This is a genomic window from Spinactinospora alkalitolerans (genome assembly GCF_013408795.1).
In the GTDB taxonomy this organism is placed as follows: domain Bacteria; phylum Actinomycetota; class Actinomycetes; order Streptosporangiales; family Streptosporangiaceae; genus Spinactinospora; species Spinactinospora alkalitolerans.
This window is the reverse complement of sequence record NZ_JACCCC010000001.1, coordinates 238,369-256,066: the sequence shown is the minus strand read 5'-3', so window position 1 is coordinate 256,066 and position 17,698 is coordinate 238,369. Positions and strand designations below refer to the sequence as shown.

General features: G+C 68.4%; 20 protein-coding genes. 7 read left to right on the top strand and 13 right to left on the bottom strand.

Annotation, left to right across the window (positions count from 1 at the left end; genetic code table 11):
- Positions 1–59: 59 nt before the first annotated feature.
- Complete coding sequence (gene phoU, locus HDA32_RS01320) at positions 60–722, bottom strand: phosphate signaling complex protein PhoU (RefSeq protein ID WP_179641428.1); 663 nt, start codon at positions 720–722, stop codon at positions 60–62.
- Between the two features lie 137 nt (positions 723–859).
- Here phoU and HDA32_RS01315 point away from each other — a divergent pair, with 137 nt between their 5' ends.
- Together HDA32_RS01315 and HDA32_RS01310 are read left to right on the top strand one after the other, a co-directional pair.
- The gene (locus HDA32_RS01315) at positions 860–2,023 is read left to right on the top strand and encodes a sensor histidine kinase (protein WP_179646388.1); all 1,164 of its coding nucleotides are present in this window, start codon (positions 860–862) and stop codon (positions 2,021–2,023) included.
- Positions 2,020–2,709: a response regulator gene (locus HDA32_RS01310; RefSeq protein ID WP_179641427.1), complete on the top strand. Its 690-nt coding sequence runs from the start codon at positions 2,020–2,022 to the stop codon at positions 2,707–2,709. The genes HDA32_RS01315 and HDA32_RS01310 overlap by 4 nt, the downstream gene beginning before the upstream one ends.
- An 83-nt stretch (positions 2,710–2,792) precedes the next feature.
- On the opposite strand, the gene HDA32_RS01305 is transcribed toward HDA32_RS01310, so the two are convergent.
- Complete coding sequence (locus HDA32_RS01305) at positions 2,793–3,308, bottom strand: hypothetical protein (protein ID WP_179641426.1); 516 nt, start codon at positions 3,306–3,308, stop codon at positions 2,793–2,795.
- A 169-nt stretch (positions 3,309–3,477) separates the two neighbouring features.
- Positions 3,478–3,969: an ATP-binding protein gene (locus tag HDA32_RS01300; protein ID WP_312862994.1), complete on the bottom strand. Its 492-nt coding sequence runs from the start codon at positions 3,967–3,969 to the stop codon at positions 3,478–3,480.
- 198 nt (positions 3,970–4,167) lie between these two features.
- Here HDA32_RS01300 and HDA32_RS01295 point away from each other — a divergent pair, with 198 nt between their 5' ends.
- Both HDA32_RS01295 and HDA32_RS01290 read left to right on the top strand, forming a co-directional pair.
- The gene (locus HDA32_RS01295) at positions 4,168–5,019 is read left to right on the top strand and encodes a helix-turn-helix domain-containing protein (RefSeq protein WP_179641425.1); all 852 of its coding nucleotides are present in this window, start codon (positions 4,168–4,170) and stop codon (positions 5,017–5,019) included.
- Between the two features lie 13 nt (positions 5,020–5,032).
- On the top strand, positions 5,033–5,233 hold the full coding sequence (locus HDA32_RS01290) for a DUF397 domain-containing protein (RefSeq protein ID WP_179641424.1): 201 nt from the start codon (positions 5,033–5,035) through the stop codon (positions 5,231–5,233).
- A gap of 501 nt (positions 5,234–5,734) precedes the next feature.
- On the opposite strand, the gene HDA32_RS01280 is transcribed toward HDA32_RS01290, so the two are convergent.
- On the bottom strand, positions 5,735–6,448 hold the full coding sequence (locus HDA32_RS01280; RefSeq protein ID WP_179641423.1) for a hypothetical protein: 714 nt from the start codon (positions 6,446–6,448) through the stop codon (positions 5,735–5,737).
- 363 nt (positions 6,449–6,811) lie between these two features.
- On the opposite strand from HDA32_RS01280, the gene metG reads away from it, so the two are divergent.
- A complete protein-coding gene (gene metG, locus HDA32_RS01275) occupies positions 6,812–8,341 on the top strand; it encodes a methionine--tRNA ligase (protein ID WP_179641422.1) in 1,530 nt (509 codons plus the stop codon).
- A gap of 130 nt (positions 8,342–8,471) precedes the next feature.
- On the opposite strand, the gene HDA32_RS01270 is transcribed toward metG, so the two are convergent.
- Positions 8,472–9,296 carry a helix-turn-helix domain-containing protein gene (locus HDA32_RS01270; RefSeq protein ID WP_179641421.1) on the bottom strand — a complete coding sequence of 275 codons (825 nt, stop codon included), beginning with the start codon at positions 9,294–9,296 and terminating at the stop codon, positions 8,472–8,474.
- Position 9,297: 1 nt separating this feature from the next.
- Positions 9,298–9,810, bottom strand: coding sequence for a DUF6879 family protein (locus tag HDA32_RS01265; RefSeq protein ID WP_179641420.1), 513 nt, complete (start codon positions 9,808–9,810; stop codon positions 9,298–9,300).
- 472 nt (positions 9,811–10,282) lie between these two features.
- On the opposite strand from HDA32_RS01265, the gene HDA32_RS31260 reads away from it, so the two are divergent.
- Positions 10,283–10,405: a hypothetical protein gene (locus tag HDA32_RS31260; RefSeq protein ID WP_281370357.1), complete on the top strand. Its 123-nt coding sequence runs from the start codon at positions 10,283–10,285 to the stop codon at positions 10,403–10,405.
- Between the two features lie 84 nt (positions 10,406–10,489).
- Positions 10,490–10,963 (top strand): hypothetical protein, encoded by a 474-nt coding sequence (locus HDA32_RS01260; protein WP_179641419.1) that lies wholly within the window; start codon positions 10,490–10,492, stop codon positions 10,961–10,963.
- 118 nt (positions 10,964–11,081) lie between these two features.
- Here HDA32_RS01260 and HDA32_RS01255 read toward each other — a convergent pair whose 3' ends face one another.
- From HDA32_RS01255 to HDA32_RS01225, 7 genes are all read right to left on the bottom strand, one after another.
- Positions 11,082–12,035 (bottom strand): urease accessory protein UreD, encoded by a 954-nt coding sequence (locus HDA32_RS01255; protein ID WP_179641418.1) that lies wholly within the window; start codon positions 12,033–12,035, stop codon positions 11,082–11,084.
- Entirely contained in the window at positions 12,032–12,766 is a 735-nt protein-coding gene (gene ureG, locus HDA32_RS01250; protein ID WP_281370356.1) for an urease accessory protein UreG, read from the bottom strand. The genes HDA32_RS01255 and ureG overlap by 4 nt, the downstream gene beginning before the upstream one ends.
- A gap of 46 nt (positions 12,767–12,812) precedes the next feature.
- Positions 12,813–13,682, bottom strand: coding sequence for an urease accessory protein UreF (locus HDA32_RS01245; protein ID WP_179641417.1), 870 nt, complete (start codon positions 13,680–13,682; stop codon positions 12,813–12,815).
- Positions 13,679–15,397: an urease subunit alpha gene (gene ureC / locus HDA32_RS01240; protein WP_179641416.1), complete on the bottom strand. Its 1,719-nt coding sequence runs from the start codon at positions 15,395–15,397 to the stop codon at positions 13,679–13,681. Before ureC ends, HDA32_RS01245 begins: the two co-directional genes overlap by 4 nt.
- A complete protein-coding gene (locus tag HDA32_RS31665; RefSeq protein ID WP_179641415.1) occupies positions 15,394–15,819 on the bottom strand; it encodes an urease subunit beta in 426 nt (141 codons plus the stop codon). The genes ureC and HDA32_RS31665 overlap by 4 nt, the downstream gene beginning before the upstream one ends.
- Before the next feature lie 29 nt (positions 15,820–15,848).
- A complete protein-coding gene (locus HDA32_RS01230; RefSeq protein WP_425566296.1) occupies positions 15,849–16,232 on the bottom strand; it encodes an urease subunit gamma in 384 nt (127 codons plus the stop codon).
- Positions 16,233–16,399: 167 nt separating this feature from the next.
- Positions 16,400–17,605, bottom strand: coding sequence for an FAD-dependent monooxygenase (locus tag HDA32_RS01225; protein WP_179641414.1), 1,206 nt, complete (start codon positions 17,603–17,605; stop codon positions 16,400–16,402).
- Between the last annotated feature and the right edge of the window lie 93 nt (positions 17,606–17,698).

Sequence of the window (17,698 nt, the reverse complement as noted above, 5' to 3'; positions counted from 1 at the left end):
CACGGAGGGCCCCTCGGACGTCCGAGGGACCCTCCCGTCACCTGGAGGACGCGGCGGGACTACACCTCCGGCTCGTAGTCCTTCGGCTTCTCCCCGGTCACCATGTAGACGAGGTTGTCGGCGACGTGCACCGCGTGGTCGCCGAACCGCTCGTAGAACCGGCCGGCCAGGGTGACGTCCATCGTCGCCTCCACGCCGTGGCCCCAGTTCGGGCTGAGGATCCGCTCCAGCAGCTTGCGGCGGAGCCGGTCCATGCGGTCGTCGTCGGAGTCGAGTTCCAGCGCCGTGTCGGCGTCGCGCTCGGCCACGACCTCGCCGGCCTTGATGACCAGCAGCTCGGCCTGGTGGCCCATCTCCAGCACGATGGAGCGCAGCTCCGCCGGGATGGCGGAGTCGGGGTGCCGGCGCCGGGCGATCTTGGCGATGTGGACCGCGTGGTCGCCCATCCGCTCCAGGTCGCCGCCCATGTGCAGCGCGGTGATGATGCTGCGCAGGTCCTGGGCCACGGGCTGCTGGCGGGCCATCAGGTCGAAGGCGCTCCGCTCGATCTCGTCGTCGAGGCGGTTGAGCGCCTCGTCGCCGGAGATCACCTCCTGTGCGGCGTTGAGGTCGGCGTCGAGCAGCGCGGTCGTCGCACGTGCGATCGCGTGGCGGGCCAGTCTCGTCATCTCGACGAGGCGGTCACTGAGGGCGTCGAGCTCCTCGTGGTAAGTGTCGCGCATGATCTGATCGTCCCAGGTGGTAGCTGAAGCGTTTCGGAATCGATGGTGAATTCTCAGGGAACCTCGGTTGTAACACATGGTCAAACGGGTAACGCGGCGGTCCGTCCGTTTACGATCGAAGTGTGCAAGGGGAGTTGCTGGCCGCGATCGCGGGGCTTGTCGGACTCGTGACGGGTGTCGCGGCCGGTCTGGCATTTCGAATCAGTGAGGCGGGCCGCAGTCGTACCCCGACACCGGCGCCCCAGTCCGAGCTTCCGTCGGGAATCGCCGAGGTGCTCTCGGCCCTGCCGTCCTCGGCCGTGGTCCTGGACTCCGCCGACCGGGTGCTGCGCGCCAGTTCCGCGGCCCGGGCGTTCGGGATCGTGCGCGGCGAGGAGCTGGTCATCGGCGACCTGCTCGCGCTGGCCCGGCACGTGCGGCGCGACGGCGTGATCCGCGAGACCGAGATCGAGGTCGCCGTCCGCAAGTTCGGCCCCGACTCCACCTCCTTCGCGGTCCGGGTGGCCCCGCTGGGCGGCACCGGCCTGGTCCTGGTGCTCGCCGAGGACCAGACCGAGCGGCGCAGGGTCGAGGCCGTGCGCCGGGACTTCGTCGCCAACATCAGCCACGAGCTGAAGACGCCGGTGGGCGCGCTCTCGCTGCTCGCCGAGACGGTGGCCGACGCCAGCGACGATCCCGAGGCCGTCCGCCGCTTCACCGGCCGGATGCAGCAGGAGGCCGCCCGGCTGACCAGCGTCATCCAGGACCTCATCACGCTGTCGCGGATCCAGGGGGCCGAGCCGATGGCCGAGCCCGACGAGATCGAGATCGAAACCGTGGTCGAGGAGGCCCTGGACGCGGTGCGCATGGCGGCCGACTCCAAGGAGATCGAGCTCATCGCCAGCGGCACCGAGGGCATGGTGGTCATGGGCGACGAGGGCCTGCTCGTCACCGCCATGCGCAACCTCGTGGCCAACGCGGTGGCCTACAGCCCCGAACGCACCCGCGTCTCGGTCTCGGTGGGCAGCACCGACACGACGGTGGACATCAGCGTCGCCGACCAGGGGATCGGGATCCCCCAGCAGGACCTGGAACGAATCTTCGAGCGGTTCTACCGAGTGGACGCCGCTCGAAGCCGGGCGACCGGAGGCACCGGCCTCGGCCTGGCGATCGTCAAGCACATCACGACCCACCACCGTGGAGAAGTGACCGTGTGGAGCAAAGAAGGCTCGGGGTCGACGTTCACGCTGCGTCTGCCCCGGCCGGAGACTCGGGAGCGCCGGCGCTCCGCTGAGAGAACCTATCGGGAGGCACCACAGTGACGCGTGTACTCGTCGTTGAGGACGAGGAATCCTACAGCGATGCCCTGTCGTACATGCTGCGCAAGGAAGGCTTCGAGGTCGCGGTGGCCCCGACCGGGGATCAGGCGCTGGACACGTTCGACCGCACCGGGGCCGACCTGGTGCTGCTGGACCTGATGCTTCCGGGGCTGCCCGGCACCGAGGTCTGCCGCACACTGCGGCAGAAGTCCAACGTGCCGGTCATCATGCTGACGGCCAAGGACAGCGAGATCGACAAGGTCGTCGGCCTGGAACTGGGCGCGGACGACTACGTGACCAAACCGTTCTCCTCCCGCGAGCTCGTGGCCCGCATCCGCGCGGTGCTGCGCCGCCGGGGCGAGGACGAAGCGCTGCTGCCGACGGCGCTGGAGGCCGGTCCGGTCCGGATGGACGTGGAGCGCCACGTCGTGACCGTGCACGGCGACCACGTGCAGTTGCCGCTGAAGGAGTTCGAGCTCCTTGAGGTGCTGCTGCGCAACGCCGGCCGGGTGCTCACCCGCATGCAGTTGATCGACCGCGTGTGGGGCGCCGACTACGTGGGCGACACCAAGACCCTCGACGTCCACGTCAAGCGCCTGCGCGCCAAGATCGAGGCCGACCCCGGCAACCCCGAGTTCATCGTGACCGTCCGGGGACTGGGCTACAAGTTCGAACCCGTGGGCGCCTGACCCCCCACTCCCCGCTGAAGCGAGAAGGGCCCCGGCGACCGCGCCGAGGCCCTTTTCACGTGCCCGGTCCTCTCTGGAACGGGCTATCCGGGCGGGGGCGGGCTGATGAGCAGGAGGAGGCAGGCGAGGGGGAGGGCGGTGGTGGTGACGGCGCCGATGGTCATGCAGGCGGCTCGGGCGGCGTGGGTGAGTGCGCGGATGGTGCGGCGGCGCAGGCTGGGGCGGGCCATCTTGGCGCGGAAGGCGGGGGTGGTGTGGGTGGGCCAGTGGTCGCCGGGGCGGCGGTTGCCGTTGGCCAGGGCGCGCAGATGGGCGATGTGGTTGAGGGCGCCGGGGTCGACGGGGAAGTCGTCTCGGGTGAGCAGGCGCCCGGTATCGGGGTCGGCCATGAGCGCGGGCGGGGTGTCGGTGCCGGGACGGGAGTGCGGTTCGGTGACCGGGCGCGGTCGGGGGACGGGCAGCGGGGGCTGGTCGGTGAGGATGTCGGGGCGCTGGACGGCGAGCCGGCGGATCAGGGCGGCGAGCTCGGCGTCGTGAGCGCCTTCGCCCGCAACGGACTTGGTGACGGCGCGGTCGCGGTGGGTGGCGGCTCTGGTCATGGTCGTGCTCCGTGTTCCTTGACGGCCGTGGTCTTGGGGGCCTGGGTGCAGGGGTCTGGGTGCAGGGGTCTGGGTGCAGGGAGTCTGGCTGTCGCAGTGCGCGTAGCGCCGGCGGCACGAGCGTGGCCGCGTCTGGCCCGCCCTGGGTCATTGGTTGGGCGGGGTCGGATCAGGCGGCGTGGATGAAGCGGGGCAGGCCGGAGGGGGCCTGACCGGCGGCGAGGGCGAAGTCGGCCCAGACCACCAGACCCAGGTTCAGGGTGGGGTGCTCGATCACCGAGCGGAAGCCCCAGTCCAGGGCGAGCGCGGAGACCATGAGCAGGCCTCGGTGGCGTTCGGACTCGAACCAGTCGGTGCCGGTGAGCTCGGGAATGGCGGGCCGGGTCTCGGTGAACCCGCCGTCGGTGACGGCGACGCGCAGCCGCCCGGCGTCGGGCAGGGCCATCGCACGCACCACCTCCCCGCCCTCGCCGCCGGAGGCGGTGTACTCGACGGCGTTGGCGAACAGCTCGGAGACGCACAGCTCCACGTCCGAGGCCACCTCGGCCGGAAAGCCGTCCAGGTCCCGGCGCACATGCCCCCGGACCCGGCCGGTCAGTTCCAACGACCCGCGGTAGATCCGCGGCTCCCACCGCACCGGTGAGAAGGCGGTAGACGGCACCACAGACAACACAGACACCCCCAGGGGTCAGGCCGCCTGTGGCGGCGTGAAAGCTCTACGTCCTTTAGTGTGCCCCCGGACAACTAAACTTTCAATACAAAAGTTCGGATTGGCAGTACTAGGGCCTCAAAAAGTTGGTTGAAGGGGTGACCTAACATCTCCGCAGGAAGACAACAGCGAGGCCAAGGAGCCCGAGCAGTGGCAGACAGACTGAGCCCTACCCTCCGCAGGAGACGGCTGTCTGCTGAATTGAAACGCTTGCGCGAAGAGTCGAACCTGACGGCCGAGCAGGTAGGCGAACACCTGGGCTGGTCACGTGGTCGCCTGACGAACATGGAGCTGAACAAGTGGAAGCGCCCCGATCCCGTGATCGTGCGCGCGCTCGCCACGCTCTACAAGGCGTCCGAGGAGACCACCGAAGCACTGGTGACGCTGGCCAAGCAGAGCAGGGCCAAGGGCTGGTGGACAAAGTTCGAGGATGTCTTCACCGACGCCTACGTCGGATTCGAGGCAGAAGCATCGGTCATCTCGACCTATCAGACCATGGTCGTTCCCGGCCTGCTTCAGACTCCCGAATACGCCACGGCCTCGGACCGGGCCGTGCACCTGCGCAACACGAGCGCCACCGAGCGGGCGGTGGCGGCCCGGATGGAACGCCAGGAGATCCTTGACCGCGAGGATGCGCCGAAGCTCTGGGCGGTCATCGACGAAGCAGTGCTGCTACGCCCCGCCGGCGGCAAGGACGTCATGCGCGCCCAGATCGAAAAACTCATCTGCCTCTCGGAAGAGGTGAACACAGTAAAGATCCAGGTTCTCCCTCTCGAACGTGGCCTGCACCCTGGCATCACCGGATCGTTCACTCTTCTGGACTTCCCCAACCCGGCGGACAAGCCGATCGCGTACTTCGAGACGCGCACCGACGGTATCTACCAAGAGGATCCCACCATGGTCGAGATCTACCGAGAGGCCTGGGATGACATCCGTGTCATGGCCGACCATCCAGAGGCCTCGACAACTCGCATGGCAGAGTTGATCAAGAGATATGAGTAGAGAAAGAACCGCCATGCCCCACAAGCCCGAGACCGAACGACTCATCTTCCGTAAGAGCAGCTACAGCGCCACACGGAATGAATGCGTCGAGGTCGCCGACGCCCCCTGCGCCTCCGCCGTGCGCGATACCCAGAACCGCGACATGGCCACCCTCCTCTTCCCCTCCGCCGAGTGGCGGGCCTTCCTCACCGCCGCCAAGCGCGACGCCCTCTAGCGCGCCGATCCTGAACTTGGGCTTCAACCCAAGGCCGCGAAGTCAGAGGTGAGAAGGCGCTTATCAAAGGACGTGGCGATCCAGGACTCCCTCAGCCGGAGCCCACGGAAACAGGCTGTCGTCAGCGCGCCAGCGGTGGCGACACGAAAGGTCGCGGTACCAGCGCTTGTGCAAGTCCTGTGTTCGGGCTCTGGTGCGCAAAAGGCTGAGCGCGACCTTTCGCGCGGCCAGCGCTGGCGCGCTGACCACAGCCTTCGCAGGCACACTCGGCGACGGGGAGAGCTGTCGGCCACCGGCTCACCCCCGGCCAGGTCCGCGCACGCATGGCGCCCGCCTACGCCTGCCGGCTCCTGGACGCCCTGGACCACCACGGCCCGCACATCCGCACCCACGACGGCCACGATCTCCTCGATTGAGAGGTGGACCGATCGTGGCGTTGTGTGGCCCGAGCCTCGTTTGCGGGCCGGGCCACACTGCGGAAGTCGGCGGCGACCTTGGGGACTACCCGATCGCAGAGGGCTGTGAGGCCGTCGGCGCCGGAACAGCCATGCGGGTCAGCGGGGTGACCTCGGATTCGGTGCGCACCCACAGGGTCCGGCCGTCGAACTCTTGCTCGATCGAGACCAGCGACAGCAGTTGGAGGCCGGGGAGCTGGACTCGCTGCTGCGGGAGGTAGTGCGGGTAGAACGTTGTCCCGTAGAGCGTTGAGTCGTCCTCCAGAACGGCTTCATAACTGGTGGTGACGGTGATGAGGTTCGGGCCGGCCTGCATCATGACCCCGGTGAAGGGCCGGACCTCGGCGATGCCGTTCTCTCCATAATGGATATGGGAGGTCCCGCCTTCGATCCGGGAGTGATCGTAGCGGTGCTCACCCCGAAAGTCCGTAACCGAACTGGCGTGAACGTCGACCATGATCTGGCCTTCGGCATTGCGCATGGTGCCGCGCCGTTCGACCTTCACCAGGTCGCGGCCGATCGTCAGGTAACCGCCGGACGCCTGGAACATGCCGACCGCTCCGTCGCTCTCCCTGGAACACGTCACGGTGGCCCGCTCACAGCACATCAGGACGATGGTGCGGGGATCCCAGCCGCTGGGAAGCCGCTCAAAGCGAACCTCCATCTCGCTGGTTCCGGCTACTGGGTCGGTGTATCCCGAGCCGACGCCCAGGACCGCCCTGCTGTTGATGTCGCCTTCAATCCGGTACCGGTGATCCATCGATCGATCCCTTTGAGGTCGCCCGCGGCACGCGGCCGCAGGGGCGAACCCCCGGCAGAAGACGACATTAGACCTGAGCGCACTGAAAAGTGCACTTACGGCAAGGATTGAATGAACTGTCCACGAGGGCAGAGAAACAGGGACAGGGAAGTGGGAATCCGCGTTCTGCGGATGCGCGCTTTGACAGGCGGTCGCAGGGCGGTACGGGATAGCATCGTCAGCATGCAGCGGGCACGCATGGCCATGATGCCGAGTCGGATGATGATGTTCTCCGGCCTCTCACGCGTGCCCTGATCCAACCGCTTGAGGAGGCCCCAGCCGGAGCCTCCTCAGCCGGGGCGGCGGCGGGGCGGAAAGGTCCGCATGAGTCGCTACTTCGCCATGACCGCCATTCCCTACGTAAACGGCCGACCGCACGTCGGACACGCCCTGGAACTGGTCGAGACCGACTTTTTGGCCCGTTACCGCAGACAACGGGGCGATGAGGTGCGAGCGCAGACCGGAACCGACGACAACGCCCTGAAGAACGTGCGGAGCGCCGAGGCGGCCGGGGTGAGCCCGCAGGAGTACGTCGAGCAGGTGGCACAGGACTTCCTGAAGCTGGGCAAGGCCCTCAACCTGTCCTTTGACGACTTCATCAAGACCGGTTCCGACCCTCGACACCGCCCCGGTGTGGAAAAGCTGTGGGCGGCCTGCGCCGAGCGCGGTGACCTCTACACCAAGAACTACACCGGTCTGTACTGCTATGGCTGCGAGCAGTACTACGCCGATGATGAACTCGACGACGGGCTGTGTCCGGAGCACCGCGTGCGACCGGACTTGATCGAGGAGAACAACTGGTTCTTCCGGCTGAGCCGCTACCAGGACCGGCTGATTGAGCTGATCTCCAGCGACCGGCTGAAGATCGAGCCCGCACACCGCAAGCGCGAGGTGTTGTCGTTCATCGAGTCCGGCCTCGAGGATTTCAGCATCTCGCGCAGCATGGAACGGGCCCGTGGCTGGGGTATCCCCGTGCCGGACCGGCCCGGCCAGGTCATCTACGTCTGGTACGACGCGCTCGCCAACTACATCACCGCGCCCGGCTACGGCACCGATGGTGAGGGCTTCGCGCACTGGTGGACCGGCAGCGACGAGCGCGTCCACGTCATAGGCAAGGGCATCGTCCGCTTCCATGCCGTGTACTGGCCGGCCATGCTGCTGTCGGCCGGGGTCGAGCTGCCCACCACCGTCTTCGTGCACGAGTACCTGACCGCCGACGGCAGGAAGATCAGCAAATCAGCGGGCAACGCCGCAGACCCGTCCGAACTCGCCGAGAGGTTCGGCGCCGACGCCGTGCGCTGGTGGATGCTGCGCGACGTCGCGCTCGCAGGCGACACCGACTACACCGATGAGCGCCTGGTCACCCGCAATAACGAGGACCTTGTCAACAACATCGGAAACCTCGTCAACCGAACGGTGTCCATGGTCAACAGGTATCGAAGGGGCGTGATACCGGCACTGCGCGAGGAGAACGAGCTGTCGGCGGACCTGCGCCGGGCTCGAGCCGAGGCGCCCGCCCGCCTGGATGCCGAGGTCAACGCCTTCAATTTCCGTAGAGCGGCCGAGGTCGTCACCAGGCTCGGCCATGAGGGCAACCGCTACGTCGAGGCGGTCGCCCCGTGGGCGCTGGCCAAGGCGGAGAAGCAGGAGGGGGCGGCCCCGGACGCGCTGGACGCGGTGCTCGCCGAGCTCGTGCAGACCTGCCGGGTGCTCGGCGGCCTGCTGGTCCCGTTCCTGCCGGAGTCGGCCGCCGAAATCATCGAGCAGACCGGTGGCGGAGGCGGGAAGGTGGCTTCGCCCGCACCGGTCTTCCGTCGGCTGGAATTTCCCGCTGTGGAAGGAGCGCCTGTCTAGGATCAGGTGAAGGCCGGTGGCACGGGTTCGGTTCCTTGCCGGGGATTCGCCGCCGCACCGCCGGCCCTCTGTGAACCAGGGTAGGGAGAGCTCCGGTTCACTGGAAGGCGTTTCCTCTTATGGAAAACATTCACCGGAATCCTTCGGAAACCTCTGCAAGCGCATCTCTGGCAGCGCCGCCTTTCAGGGCGTATGCAGAGAAATCATCGAAGACCTCCATGTGCAGGTCGACATCCCGTGGATCTCGCGTCGATATCTCCGCATGGAATGTCTCGACGGTGACGAGGCGCCTGTCGAAGACACAGAACGAGGAGATCGGGAAGTCTTCCTTCACTCCATCGAACCGGATGAGCTCGATCGTGATATTCGGAGATTTGGAGAGTGAGATGATCCGGTCGATCTGGACGGACATTGCCGACTTGTCAAGAGTCGTCCATCGGAGCGCTGACTCCGTCAGCAAGAAGTAGAATCTCTTCTCCCTTTCATACAGGATGTCTTGGCGTTTCAGCCGTGATGCGGCCGTTCGGGAGCGCTCCTCTTCGGTCAGCCCTGAACTGGCGGAGAAAAGCGACCGCACATACTCGGCGCTCTGCAGGAGTCCGGGGATCATCGCGGATTGAAAGACGCGGATCTCGGTGGACCGCCCCTCGATCGCCGCGATCTCCTGTTGCCTCTTATGGAACCCGAGTCTCCGGTAAACACGCCAAGCACGCTGTTCGGTGCTTGCCGCCCGGGCCAAGGCCAAGAACTCAGAGCGGACCCGGGGCGGAATCTCCAGCGCAGCCAGTATTCGCTCCACATCGGCAACGGTCGCCGGTACCCGGTTGTTCTCCAGTTTGGACAGCTTGGCAGCCGACATCCCGGCTCTTCGCGCGACTGCGGCAGCGGTAAGCCCGCTCTCCGTTCGCAGTCCCCGGAGAGCGGACGCCAAGTCGGATCGGTCACTCGTGGACACGCTATCTGTGTCGACTCCAGTACTCGGTGTAAGGAACGGCGTTGCTCAAAGCGGTGTCGCGATAGCCACGGTATTCACTTGTCCGACTCTCCGGCAAGATGACCGCACCTTTGAAATTCCCATACTCGGAGTACTGCATCCGCAATACGGTGGAGTCGTCAAATATCCAGAAATCATGGCCAGGAAGCCCTTGGACATCGGATTCGGAAAGATCGATGATCCGAATGTCCTCGCCGTCGACGATACTTCCCGGGTACCCCCAGCCAAGCTGGAATCTAAGATAGTCACTGAGGGGAGACCGGAGGACATGGACACGCTGAAGAATCTTTCCCTGGTCGGTCATGCCGCGCACCCACGGGTTATCCTCCCATTCCTCTGGGAAGTCTCCTCCGGAGAGGAAGCTCTCGAAGTAGGCGGATTCCTCGGGGACACTGTAGTGGTCCAGCGTTTCGAGGCGGAAAGCCGATTCTCTGAATTCGGAGAAGAACTTCGCGAGTTCTTTTTCAGAGATCATTTGCGATACTCGCGATCAGGTCTCGGGGGATCTCGACTGCGGCTTCCCCAAGGGGCAGGTCCAACTGCTCAAGAGCACCCTCGTCGCTGACGGCATACCCTTGGATGACATAGGTTCCGCGGTCAGTCGAATAGATCGTCGGACAGGTGCCATTCCGGCATTCGCCGCCGAGTCGAGTGAGATGCATTGTCAGGCCAATCTCTGGGCGTCCCTCCGAAAGGTTTCCTGAGGTGATACTACGGGGGGGCCATCAGTACGGCAAGGGTAGATATTTTCCAGAACAGGAAATGTTCGGCATCACGAAAGCGGCATGCGGTCTTGTAGAGCGATGCCTCCTTGCCGTTGAGGGCGATGGCTCTGCGGTGAGGCCTCGGTGCGCTGTTTGACCAGGTACCCCAGGAGCACGACGTCGCCGATCTGGCCGACAAGGAGGGTGGGATCCCTTCCTCGTTCACTGCGGAGCCTGCGTCCGGTGGCTCGCCCCGGCCAGGTCCGCGCACGCATGGCGCCCGCCTACGCCTGCCGCCTCCTGGACGCCCTGAACCACCACGGCCCGCACATCCGCACCCACGACGGCCACGACCTGCTCGACTGATGAGCAGCCCTTCCTCGGTGATGAAGGCGTCACCATGGGTAGCGCTCCCCCCTGTGCCCATAACGGCTTTCTACGGGGAGAGAGATGAACGGACAAGTTATCCGACTCGGCGTTCTCAGTGGCATCGTCGCCGGTGTCGTGATGGCGATGTGGTCGATGATCGTGTTCTGGCTGCTCGGCGAGGGTTTCTGGACGCCGCTGAACCTCATCGCGCACACTTTCTGGCGCTCGGTGCCCACGGACGCGACCTTCAGCGTCACCGGCCTCGTCCTGGGTCTCATCGTGCACATGATGGTGTCGATGCTGTTCGGCCTGGTGATCGCCGCGGCGGCCGGCCGGCTGCGCATGTCCCTGCCGCTGCTGGTGGTCGCCGGCGCGGTGTTCATGCTGATCGTGTGGGTGATCATGCAGCTCGGCGTCTGGAGGGTGATCGACCCCGTCGCCGCGCGGGAGTTCACTCCCTGGGTGTTCGCGGTCGGACACGTGATGTACGGCGCTGTGGCCGCGGCCGTCGTCGCCCCGCTGGCGAAGGTGACCACGTCCCGGCGCGGCGCGTGACCGCGTCCAGTAGGCCGGCGGGAAGCGGGGACGGCGACGGGCGGACCGCTGCCTCGTGAGAGGCGGCGGTCGCCGTCGCGGCGCGCCCGCTCGAAAAGGACGCGCTCTCGGCTCTCCGCTATCCCTTGCGCAGGTCGGGGGCCGGGGCGTCGAGGAGGTGCAGCCGGGCCCGGTTCCAGGCGGCGTGCACGGCCGCTGCGGCCTGCGTGGAGGTGGCGGCGAGCAGCCGCACGCCGATGCCCGCGTCGTTGGGCAGTTCGCTGACTCCGGCGAGCACCCCGGGGAGCGCGTCCACAGCCGTGTGGATCCGGTCGTGCAGCTCGCCCCGCGCCGCGGCGGGAGCGAGGATGTACAGGGTGGCGAGCACGCTGAAAGGGCCGAGCCGGCCGGGCGAGGAGGGCGCCGCGGCGGGCGGGGCGAGTTCGAGCTGGTCGGCGACGAGCAGTCTCCCGTCCCAGGCGCGGACCTCGGTCTCGACGCGGTGGAAGTCGTAGGCGTGGGTCTCGCCGTGTGCGACCCGTCCGGGCAGCAGGACCTCCCCGAGGACGGCCGTGGCCTCGGGGTGGACGGTCAGCCGGGTGCGGGAGAGGAAGCGGGAGCCGCGGAACGGGACGACCGGATCGGGCAGGTACTCCAGCACCGCTCCCGCCCCCGCCCGCAGGTGCACCATCTGGGTGGCGAAGTTGGCGCCCATTCCGTAGACCTTGGTGGGGGTCTGGGTGGTGACGTGCGCCGCGGCACCGGGCGCCGCGTCGACGTCGACGCGGTACCGGTCGCCCTGGACGAACCCGTCACCGGACTGCTGCAGGTAGACGAAGGCCATGTCCGGCCGGTGCGGGTCGAGGTGGATCGGCTGCAGCACGTACAGCGGGGTGCGCTGGTACTGGTGGGTGACCCGGGTCCGCCCGCCCGCGGGGGCCAGGGCGAGTTCGAGCAGCCCGACCTTGCCCGCCCGCCCCACTGCCAGATTGGGCACCGGGGTGTCGAAGGCGCGCAGGGCCGCGGGCAGGTCGGGCGGGGTGTACCAGGCGGCGTCGTGGCGGACGGAGGGCGGCGCCGGTGGAACGGTCATGCCCGGTGCACCGCCGACTGCCGGAGGACGGCGCGCACGATGTGGTCGGCGACCTCCCGGACGCCCTCGCCGGTGTGGCAGTTGGTGAACGCCAGGGGGCGCCCCTCGCGGACCGCGCGGGCGTCGCGTTCCATCACCTGCACGCTGGCCCGTACATGCGGCGCTATGTCGATCTTGTTGATGACCAGCAGGTCGGAGCCGGTGATTCCGGGACCGCGCTTGCGGGGGATCTTGTCGCCCTCGCCGACGTCGATGATGAAGACGAAGTAGTCCGCCAGCGCCCGGCTGAACGTCAGCGTGAGGTTGTCCCCGCCGGACTCGATCAGCACCATGTCGGCGTCCGGGAAGCGGGTGGTCAGCTCCTCGGCGGCGTCGAGGTTCATCGTGGGGTCGTCGCGCACGGCGGTGTGCGGGCAGGATCCCGTCTCCACTCCGACGATGCGGGCCGGGTCCAGGGTGCCGGCGAGGGCGGCGCGGGCGTGCTCGGCGTCCTCCTGGGTGAAGATGTCGTTGGTGACCACGACCGGGCGGTGCCCGTCGGCGACCAGCACGGGCACCAGCGCCTCGATCAGCGCGGTCTTTCCCGATCCGACCGGGCCGCCGATGCCGATCCTCGGCGTGGTCCCTCCGCTGCGTCGGCCGCTCATCGGCGCGGAGCCCGCCGGGTCGTCCTCGGCGCCGTGCGCGTGCCCGTCCTGGTGCGGGTGGGTGTGCTGGTGTGGCGGTGCCATGGTCGCTCCCGGACGTCGGTTGGTCGATTGGTGGATTATGTGGTCGTCAGCTCGCGAACAGACGCAGCGCGGCTCGCTCGTGACGCATGCTCAGCACGTCGATGAGAGGAGCGTTGCCCGCGATCTGCTGCACACTCTTGTCGGTGTTCTCCTCGGTCACCTCGGTGATCACCGGGTGCAGCCGGTGCAGCACCGCCTGGGCGCCGCGGTGGTCGAGCACCGCCAGTCGCACCGCGGCCTGCACCGATCCGGCGGTGAAGGAGTGCAGCTCCCCCGCGAGCGCCTGGCGGCGGGGGACGCCGAGCGCGGCGGTGAGCAGGCCGAGCAGCACGGCCGCGTTGCCCGGTGCGCACCCCGCGCGGACCCGCCGGGCGTAGGCGGCGAGGGCGGGGACGGCGAAGACGGCCGTCGCGGTGTCCAGCAGCGCCCGTCCGGAGCGCGCGGAGGCGTGCCGGGCCTCGCGGGGCAGCTTGACCGCGCTCAGGCGCTCGTCGGCGCGGGCGACCGACTCCAGCAGCCGCTCGCCGGTACGGGCGGCGGGCTCCGGCCCTTCCCGCCCGTCGCCGCCGCTGTCACGGCCGCGGTCACCGCCGCCGTGGTCGGTGACCGCGCGGTGGGCGCAGGCCAGCGCAGCTCCGTCGGCGGGTCCGACCGCGTACCGCAGGTAGTCGGTGAGCAGCGCCGTCAGCGCCTCCTCCGGCTGCGCCGGGTCGATGCGCCCGGCCTGGACGAACGCCTCCAGCCCGGCCGAGAAGGCGTAGCGGCCGGAGGGGAAAGCGGAGTCGGTGAGTTGCAGGCTGACCAGGAACGACCGCGTCCGGTCGCCGACCGCGTCGCCGCTGTTCGCCGCTCCGGCGGGCGCCGGAGCGGCGAACAGCGCTCCGTCGGCGGACCGGGCCGCATCGAGCGGGCTCATACGATGTGGTACATCTGCGACATGGCCACCGACTCGGCCGGGTCGACACTGGCCAACCGCCCATCGACGTAGACCTGGTAGGTCTCCGGGTCCACCCGGATCTCCGGTGTGGCGGTGTTGCGGACCATCTGCTCCTTGCCGACCGTGCGGCAGCCGCGCACCGGCTCCATCCACCGGTCCGGCCCGAGCCGCTCCGGCACGCCGGCCGCGAAGGCGGCCCGGGACAAAAACGTCATCGAGACGCGGCCCACCGCGCCGCTCTCGGCTCCCCACATCGGGCGCAGCAGCACCGGCTCGGGCGTGGGGATCGACGCGTTCGGGTCCCCCATGATCGACCAGGCGATCATCCCGCCCTTGACCACGTACTTCGGCTTGACCCCGAAGGTGTTGGTGGGCCACAGCACGATGTCGGCGACCTTGCCCCGCTCCAGCGAGCCGACCAGGTGGGCGATGCCGTGGGTGAGCGCCGGATTGATCGTGTACTTGGCCAGGTAGCGCAGGATGCGGGAGTTGTCGTGCTCCTCCGGGTCCCCGTCGAGCGGTCCGGTCATCCGCTTCATCTTGTCCGCGGTGCGCCAGCAGGTGACGGCCGTCTCCCCGATCCGCCCCATCGCCTGGGAGTCGGAGGAGAACATGGAGAGCGCGCCCAGGTCGTGCAGCACGTCCTCGGCGGCCTCGGTCTCCGCGCGGATGCGGCTGTTGGCGAAGGCGACGTCCTCGGGGTTCTGCGGATTGAGGTGGTGGGTCACCGTCGTCATGTAGAACAGCGAATCGGTGGTGTCGGTGGTGTAGGGCTTGGTGGGGCTGGTCGAGGACGGCAGCACGTTCGGTAGTCCGGCGATCGCGATGATGTCGGGTGCGTGTCCGCCGCCGGCCCCCTCCGTGTGGTAGGTGTGAATGGTCCGCCCATTGATCGCGTCGATGGTGTCGGCCAGGTAGCCCGATTCGTTCATCGAGTCGGTGTGGATCGCCACCTGCACGTCATGGGCGTCCGCCACGCCGAGCGCGCAGTCGATGACGGCGGGGGTGGCGCCCCAGTCCTCGTGCACCTTCAGCCCGCACGCCCCGGCCTCCAACTGCTCGACGAGGCTCTCCGGGCGGCTGGAGTTGCCCTTGGCCAGGAGGCCGATGTTGACCGGCAGTCCGGCGGTGGCCTCCAGCATCCGGGTGAGGTGCCACGGTCCCGGTGTGCACGTGGTGCCCTTGGAGCCGTCGGCGGGGCCGGTGCCCCCGCCGAGCACGGTGGTCATCCCTGCCGATATGGCGTGCGGGATCTGCGCGGCGGTCAGGAAGTGCACGTGCGCGTCGATTCCACCGGGGGTGGCGACCAGCCCCTCTCCGGAGATCGCCTCGGTGCCCGCACCGATCACCAGGTTCGGGTCCACCCCGTCCTGGAGGTAGGGGTTGCCGGCCTTGCCGATTCCGGCGATCCGCCCGTCCTTGATGCCGATGTCGGCCTTGACGATCCCCAGCACGGGATCCATCACGATCACCGCGGTGATCACGGTGTCCAGGACGCCGTCGGCGTTGCGCAGTCCTGGAACCTGCCCCATCCCGTCCCGGAGCGTCTTGCCGCCGCCGTAGACCGCCTCCTCGCCCGGTACGAGCAGGTCGCGTTCGACCTGGGCGATCAGCGCGGTATCGGCCAGCCGGAACCGGTCCCCGGCGGTCGGCCCGTACAGCGAGACGTATTTGCGGCGGGGGATCGACGTCATTTCCGCTCCTCCGCTCCATCGGAGGCGGAGGCGTCCGACTCCCCTCGCGCCGCCGCGCCGGTGAACCCCTGGTCCCGCACGCGTTCGAGCGCCCGTTCGGCCGTCCAGCGGGCGGTGACCGCGCCGTCCGTGATCCCGCTGAAGCCGATCACCCGGCGCGCGCCGCCGTACTCGACGAGCTCGACCTCGCGCTCGTCACCGGCCTCGAACCGGCTCGTCTGCCCGGCCGGCACGTTCAGCCGCATTCCCAGCGCTCGGGAGCGGTCGAAGTCCAACACCCGGTTGGCCTCGAAGAAGTGGTAGTGCGAGCCGATCTGCACCGGCCGGTCCCCCGTGTTGCGCACCCTCAACCGCACCGTGCGCCGACCGGCGTTGATCTCCACCGGCTCCTCCGAGAGCAGCCACTGCCCCGGAACGACCATGCTTCCTCCTCGTTGACTCCGACGCGGGGCTAGGAGATGGGGTCGGGGACCGAGACGAGCTGGGTTCCGGTCCTGAAGGTGGCCTCGACCTGCACGAGGGTGACCATCTCCGGGACCCCCTCCATCACCTCGCCGCGCGTGAGGACCTGCTTGCCGATCTCGATGGCCTCGGCCAGCGATCTACCGTCCCGAGCGGCCTCCAGCAGCGCCTCGCAGATCAGCGCGATCGCCTCCGGGAAGTTCAGCTTCACCCCCCGCTCCCGCCGTCGACGGGCCAGCTCGGCGACCTGGTAGATCACCAACTTCTCGGTCTCCCGCGGCGTGAGCATCATCGAGGAGATCCACGTCTCCGTGCCCGGTGTTGATGCGCTGTGCATCGACTCGGCCTGCTCCCGCGCGTCTTGCGATGACATCCCGCTCCTCTCGCCCCCGTCCAGGGAACGCCCCAGCTCAGGTGCTGGTGACCGCATCGTCACTCTGTGGAGCTACCCAGTCACTCTCCGTCTATGCATCGCTGACCTGTACGGAAAGAGCGGAAGGCTGGACGGGGATCCGGCGGCGGGGCCGTGAGGACAGCGGACTACTCGCCGCTGAGGTTCTCGTAGCGGGTGGAGCGCGGGGTGATGATTCCGTGGCCGCTCGGGGTGATCGAGTTGAGCAGCAGGCGGTCGACCCCGGGGAGGGCGGCCAGGCGCATCATCCAGTCGCGGGCGGTGATGCGCCACCGGCTGGAGGGCGCCATCCACCGCACGGACTTGCGCCCGAACCTCTGGGTGTCGGCGATGGCCGGTCGCATGCGCCGCTGGTAGCGGGCGAGCGCGCCGGGCAGGTCGCCGCCGGCCCCGCTGAGTCCGGCACCGGCTTCGCCGAGCTCGTCCGCGAGCACCCATGCGGCGGCCATGGCCATGGAGGCGCCGTGCCCGGCGAACAGCGAGACGGCCTGGCAGGCGTCGCCGAGCAGCACCACGCGGCCCCGGCTCCACTGCTCCATCTCGACCTGGGTCACCTGGTCGTAGTAGAGCTCGGGGGGCTGCGGGCAGTGGCTCAGCAGCTCGGGCAGGACCCAGCCCAGATCGGCGTAGCGCCGGCGCAGCGCCGCCGCGGGGTCCTCGGGCGGTGCCGGGTCGGGCTCGCGGTGCAGGAGCAGCGTCGCGACCCCGTTGTCGCGCAGGGCGTAGGCCCCGGCCGTCTTCCCCGGCACGCTGAGCGCCCGGTACCGCATGCCGATGGTGCGGTTGAGGCCGGCGTCGGTGAAGAGGTAGGCGGCGACGTGGTACCCGAGGTAGCGGAGGAAGCGCTGCTCGGCGCCGAACACCAGGGCGCGGATCCTGGAGTGCACCCCGTCGGCGCCCACCAGCAGGTCCACCTCGCGCCGGGTGCCGTCGGTCAGCAGCACGCCGACCCCGCCGTCGGTCTGCTCGACCTCCTCGACGCTGGTGCCGTAGCGCACCGGGGCGCGGACGTCGTCGCGGACGGTCCGGGCCAGGTCGCCGCGGAGCAGGCTGACGACCTGGACGAAGTCGTCGGGCATCTCCAGGCGGCTCGTCTCGCGCCCGTCGCGGTCGACGTGGCTGAGCGCCGAGAACGGGTAGCGGACCTCCTCCAGCCGGGGACGCAGCCCCATCCGGTCGGCGGCCTCCAGGCCCGGACCGAAGAAGTCGATCACGTATCCGCCGGTCCTGAAGGCCGGTGCCCGTTCCACCAGCTCGACGTCCCAGCCCGAGCGCTCCAGGTGCCAGGCCAGCGCGAACCCCGCGATGCCCGCTCCGCAGACGAGAGCCTTCACCGTGCCGTCTCCCTCCTGGGCGAATGCCCTGGACATCCGTATTGGGCGCTCGACCAATTTAGCACGGCGGCAGGCGACAAGAGGAGAGTCGAC

Coding starts and splice junctions, on each gene's coding strand:
- HDA32_RS01260 (WP_179641419.1), top strand. CDS start 10,490: ATGAACGGACAAGTTATCCGACTCGGCGTTCTCAGTGGCATCGTCGCC.
- HDA32_RS01230 (WP_425566296.1), bottom strand. CDS start 16,232: ATGTCATCGCAAGACGCGCGGGAGCAGGCCGAGTCGATGCACAGCGCA.
- phoU (WP_179641428.1), bottom strand. CDS start 722: ATGCGCGACACTTACCACGAGGAGCTCGACGCCCTCAGTGACCGCCTC.
- HDA32_RS01290 (WP_179641424.1), top strand. CDS start 5,033: ATGCCCCACAAGCCCGAGACCGAACGACTCATCTTCCGTAAGAGCAGC.
- HDA32_RS01255 (WP_179641418.1), bottom strand. CDS start 12,035: ATGACCGTTCCACCGGCGCCGCCCTCCGTCCGCCACGACGCCGCCTGG.
- HDA32_RS31665 (WP_179641415.1), bottom strand. CDS start 15,819: ATGGTCGTTCCGGGGCAGTGGCTGCTCTCGGAGGAGCCGGTGGAGATC.
- metG (WP_179641422.1), top strand. CDS start 6,812: ATGAGTCGCTACTTCGCCATGACCGCCATTCCCTACGTAAACGGCCGA.
- ureC (WP_179641416.1), bottom strand. CDS start 15,397: ATGACGTCGATCCCCCGCCGCAAATACGTCTCGCTGTACGGGCCGACC.
- HDA32_RS01245 (WP_179641417.1), bottom strand. CDS start 13,682: ATGAGCCCGCTCGATGCGGCCCGGTCCGCCGACGGAGCGCTGTTCGCC.
- ureG (WP_281370356.1), bottom strand. CDS start 12,766: ATGGCACCGCCACACCAGCACACCCACCCGCACCAGGACGGGCACGCG.
- HDA32_RS01280 (WP_179641423.1), bottom strand. CDS start 6,448: ATGGATCACCGGTACCGGATTGAAGGCGACATCAACAGCAGGGCGGTC.
- HDA32_RS01265 (WP_179641420.1), bottom strand. CDS start 9,810: ATGATCTCTGAAAAAGAACTCGCGAAGTTCTTCTCCGAATTCAGAGAA.
- HDA32_RS01305 (WP_179641426.1), bottom strand. CDS start 3,308: ATGACCAGAGCCGCCACCCACCGCGACCGCGCCGTCACCAAGTCCGTT.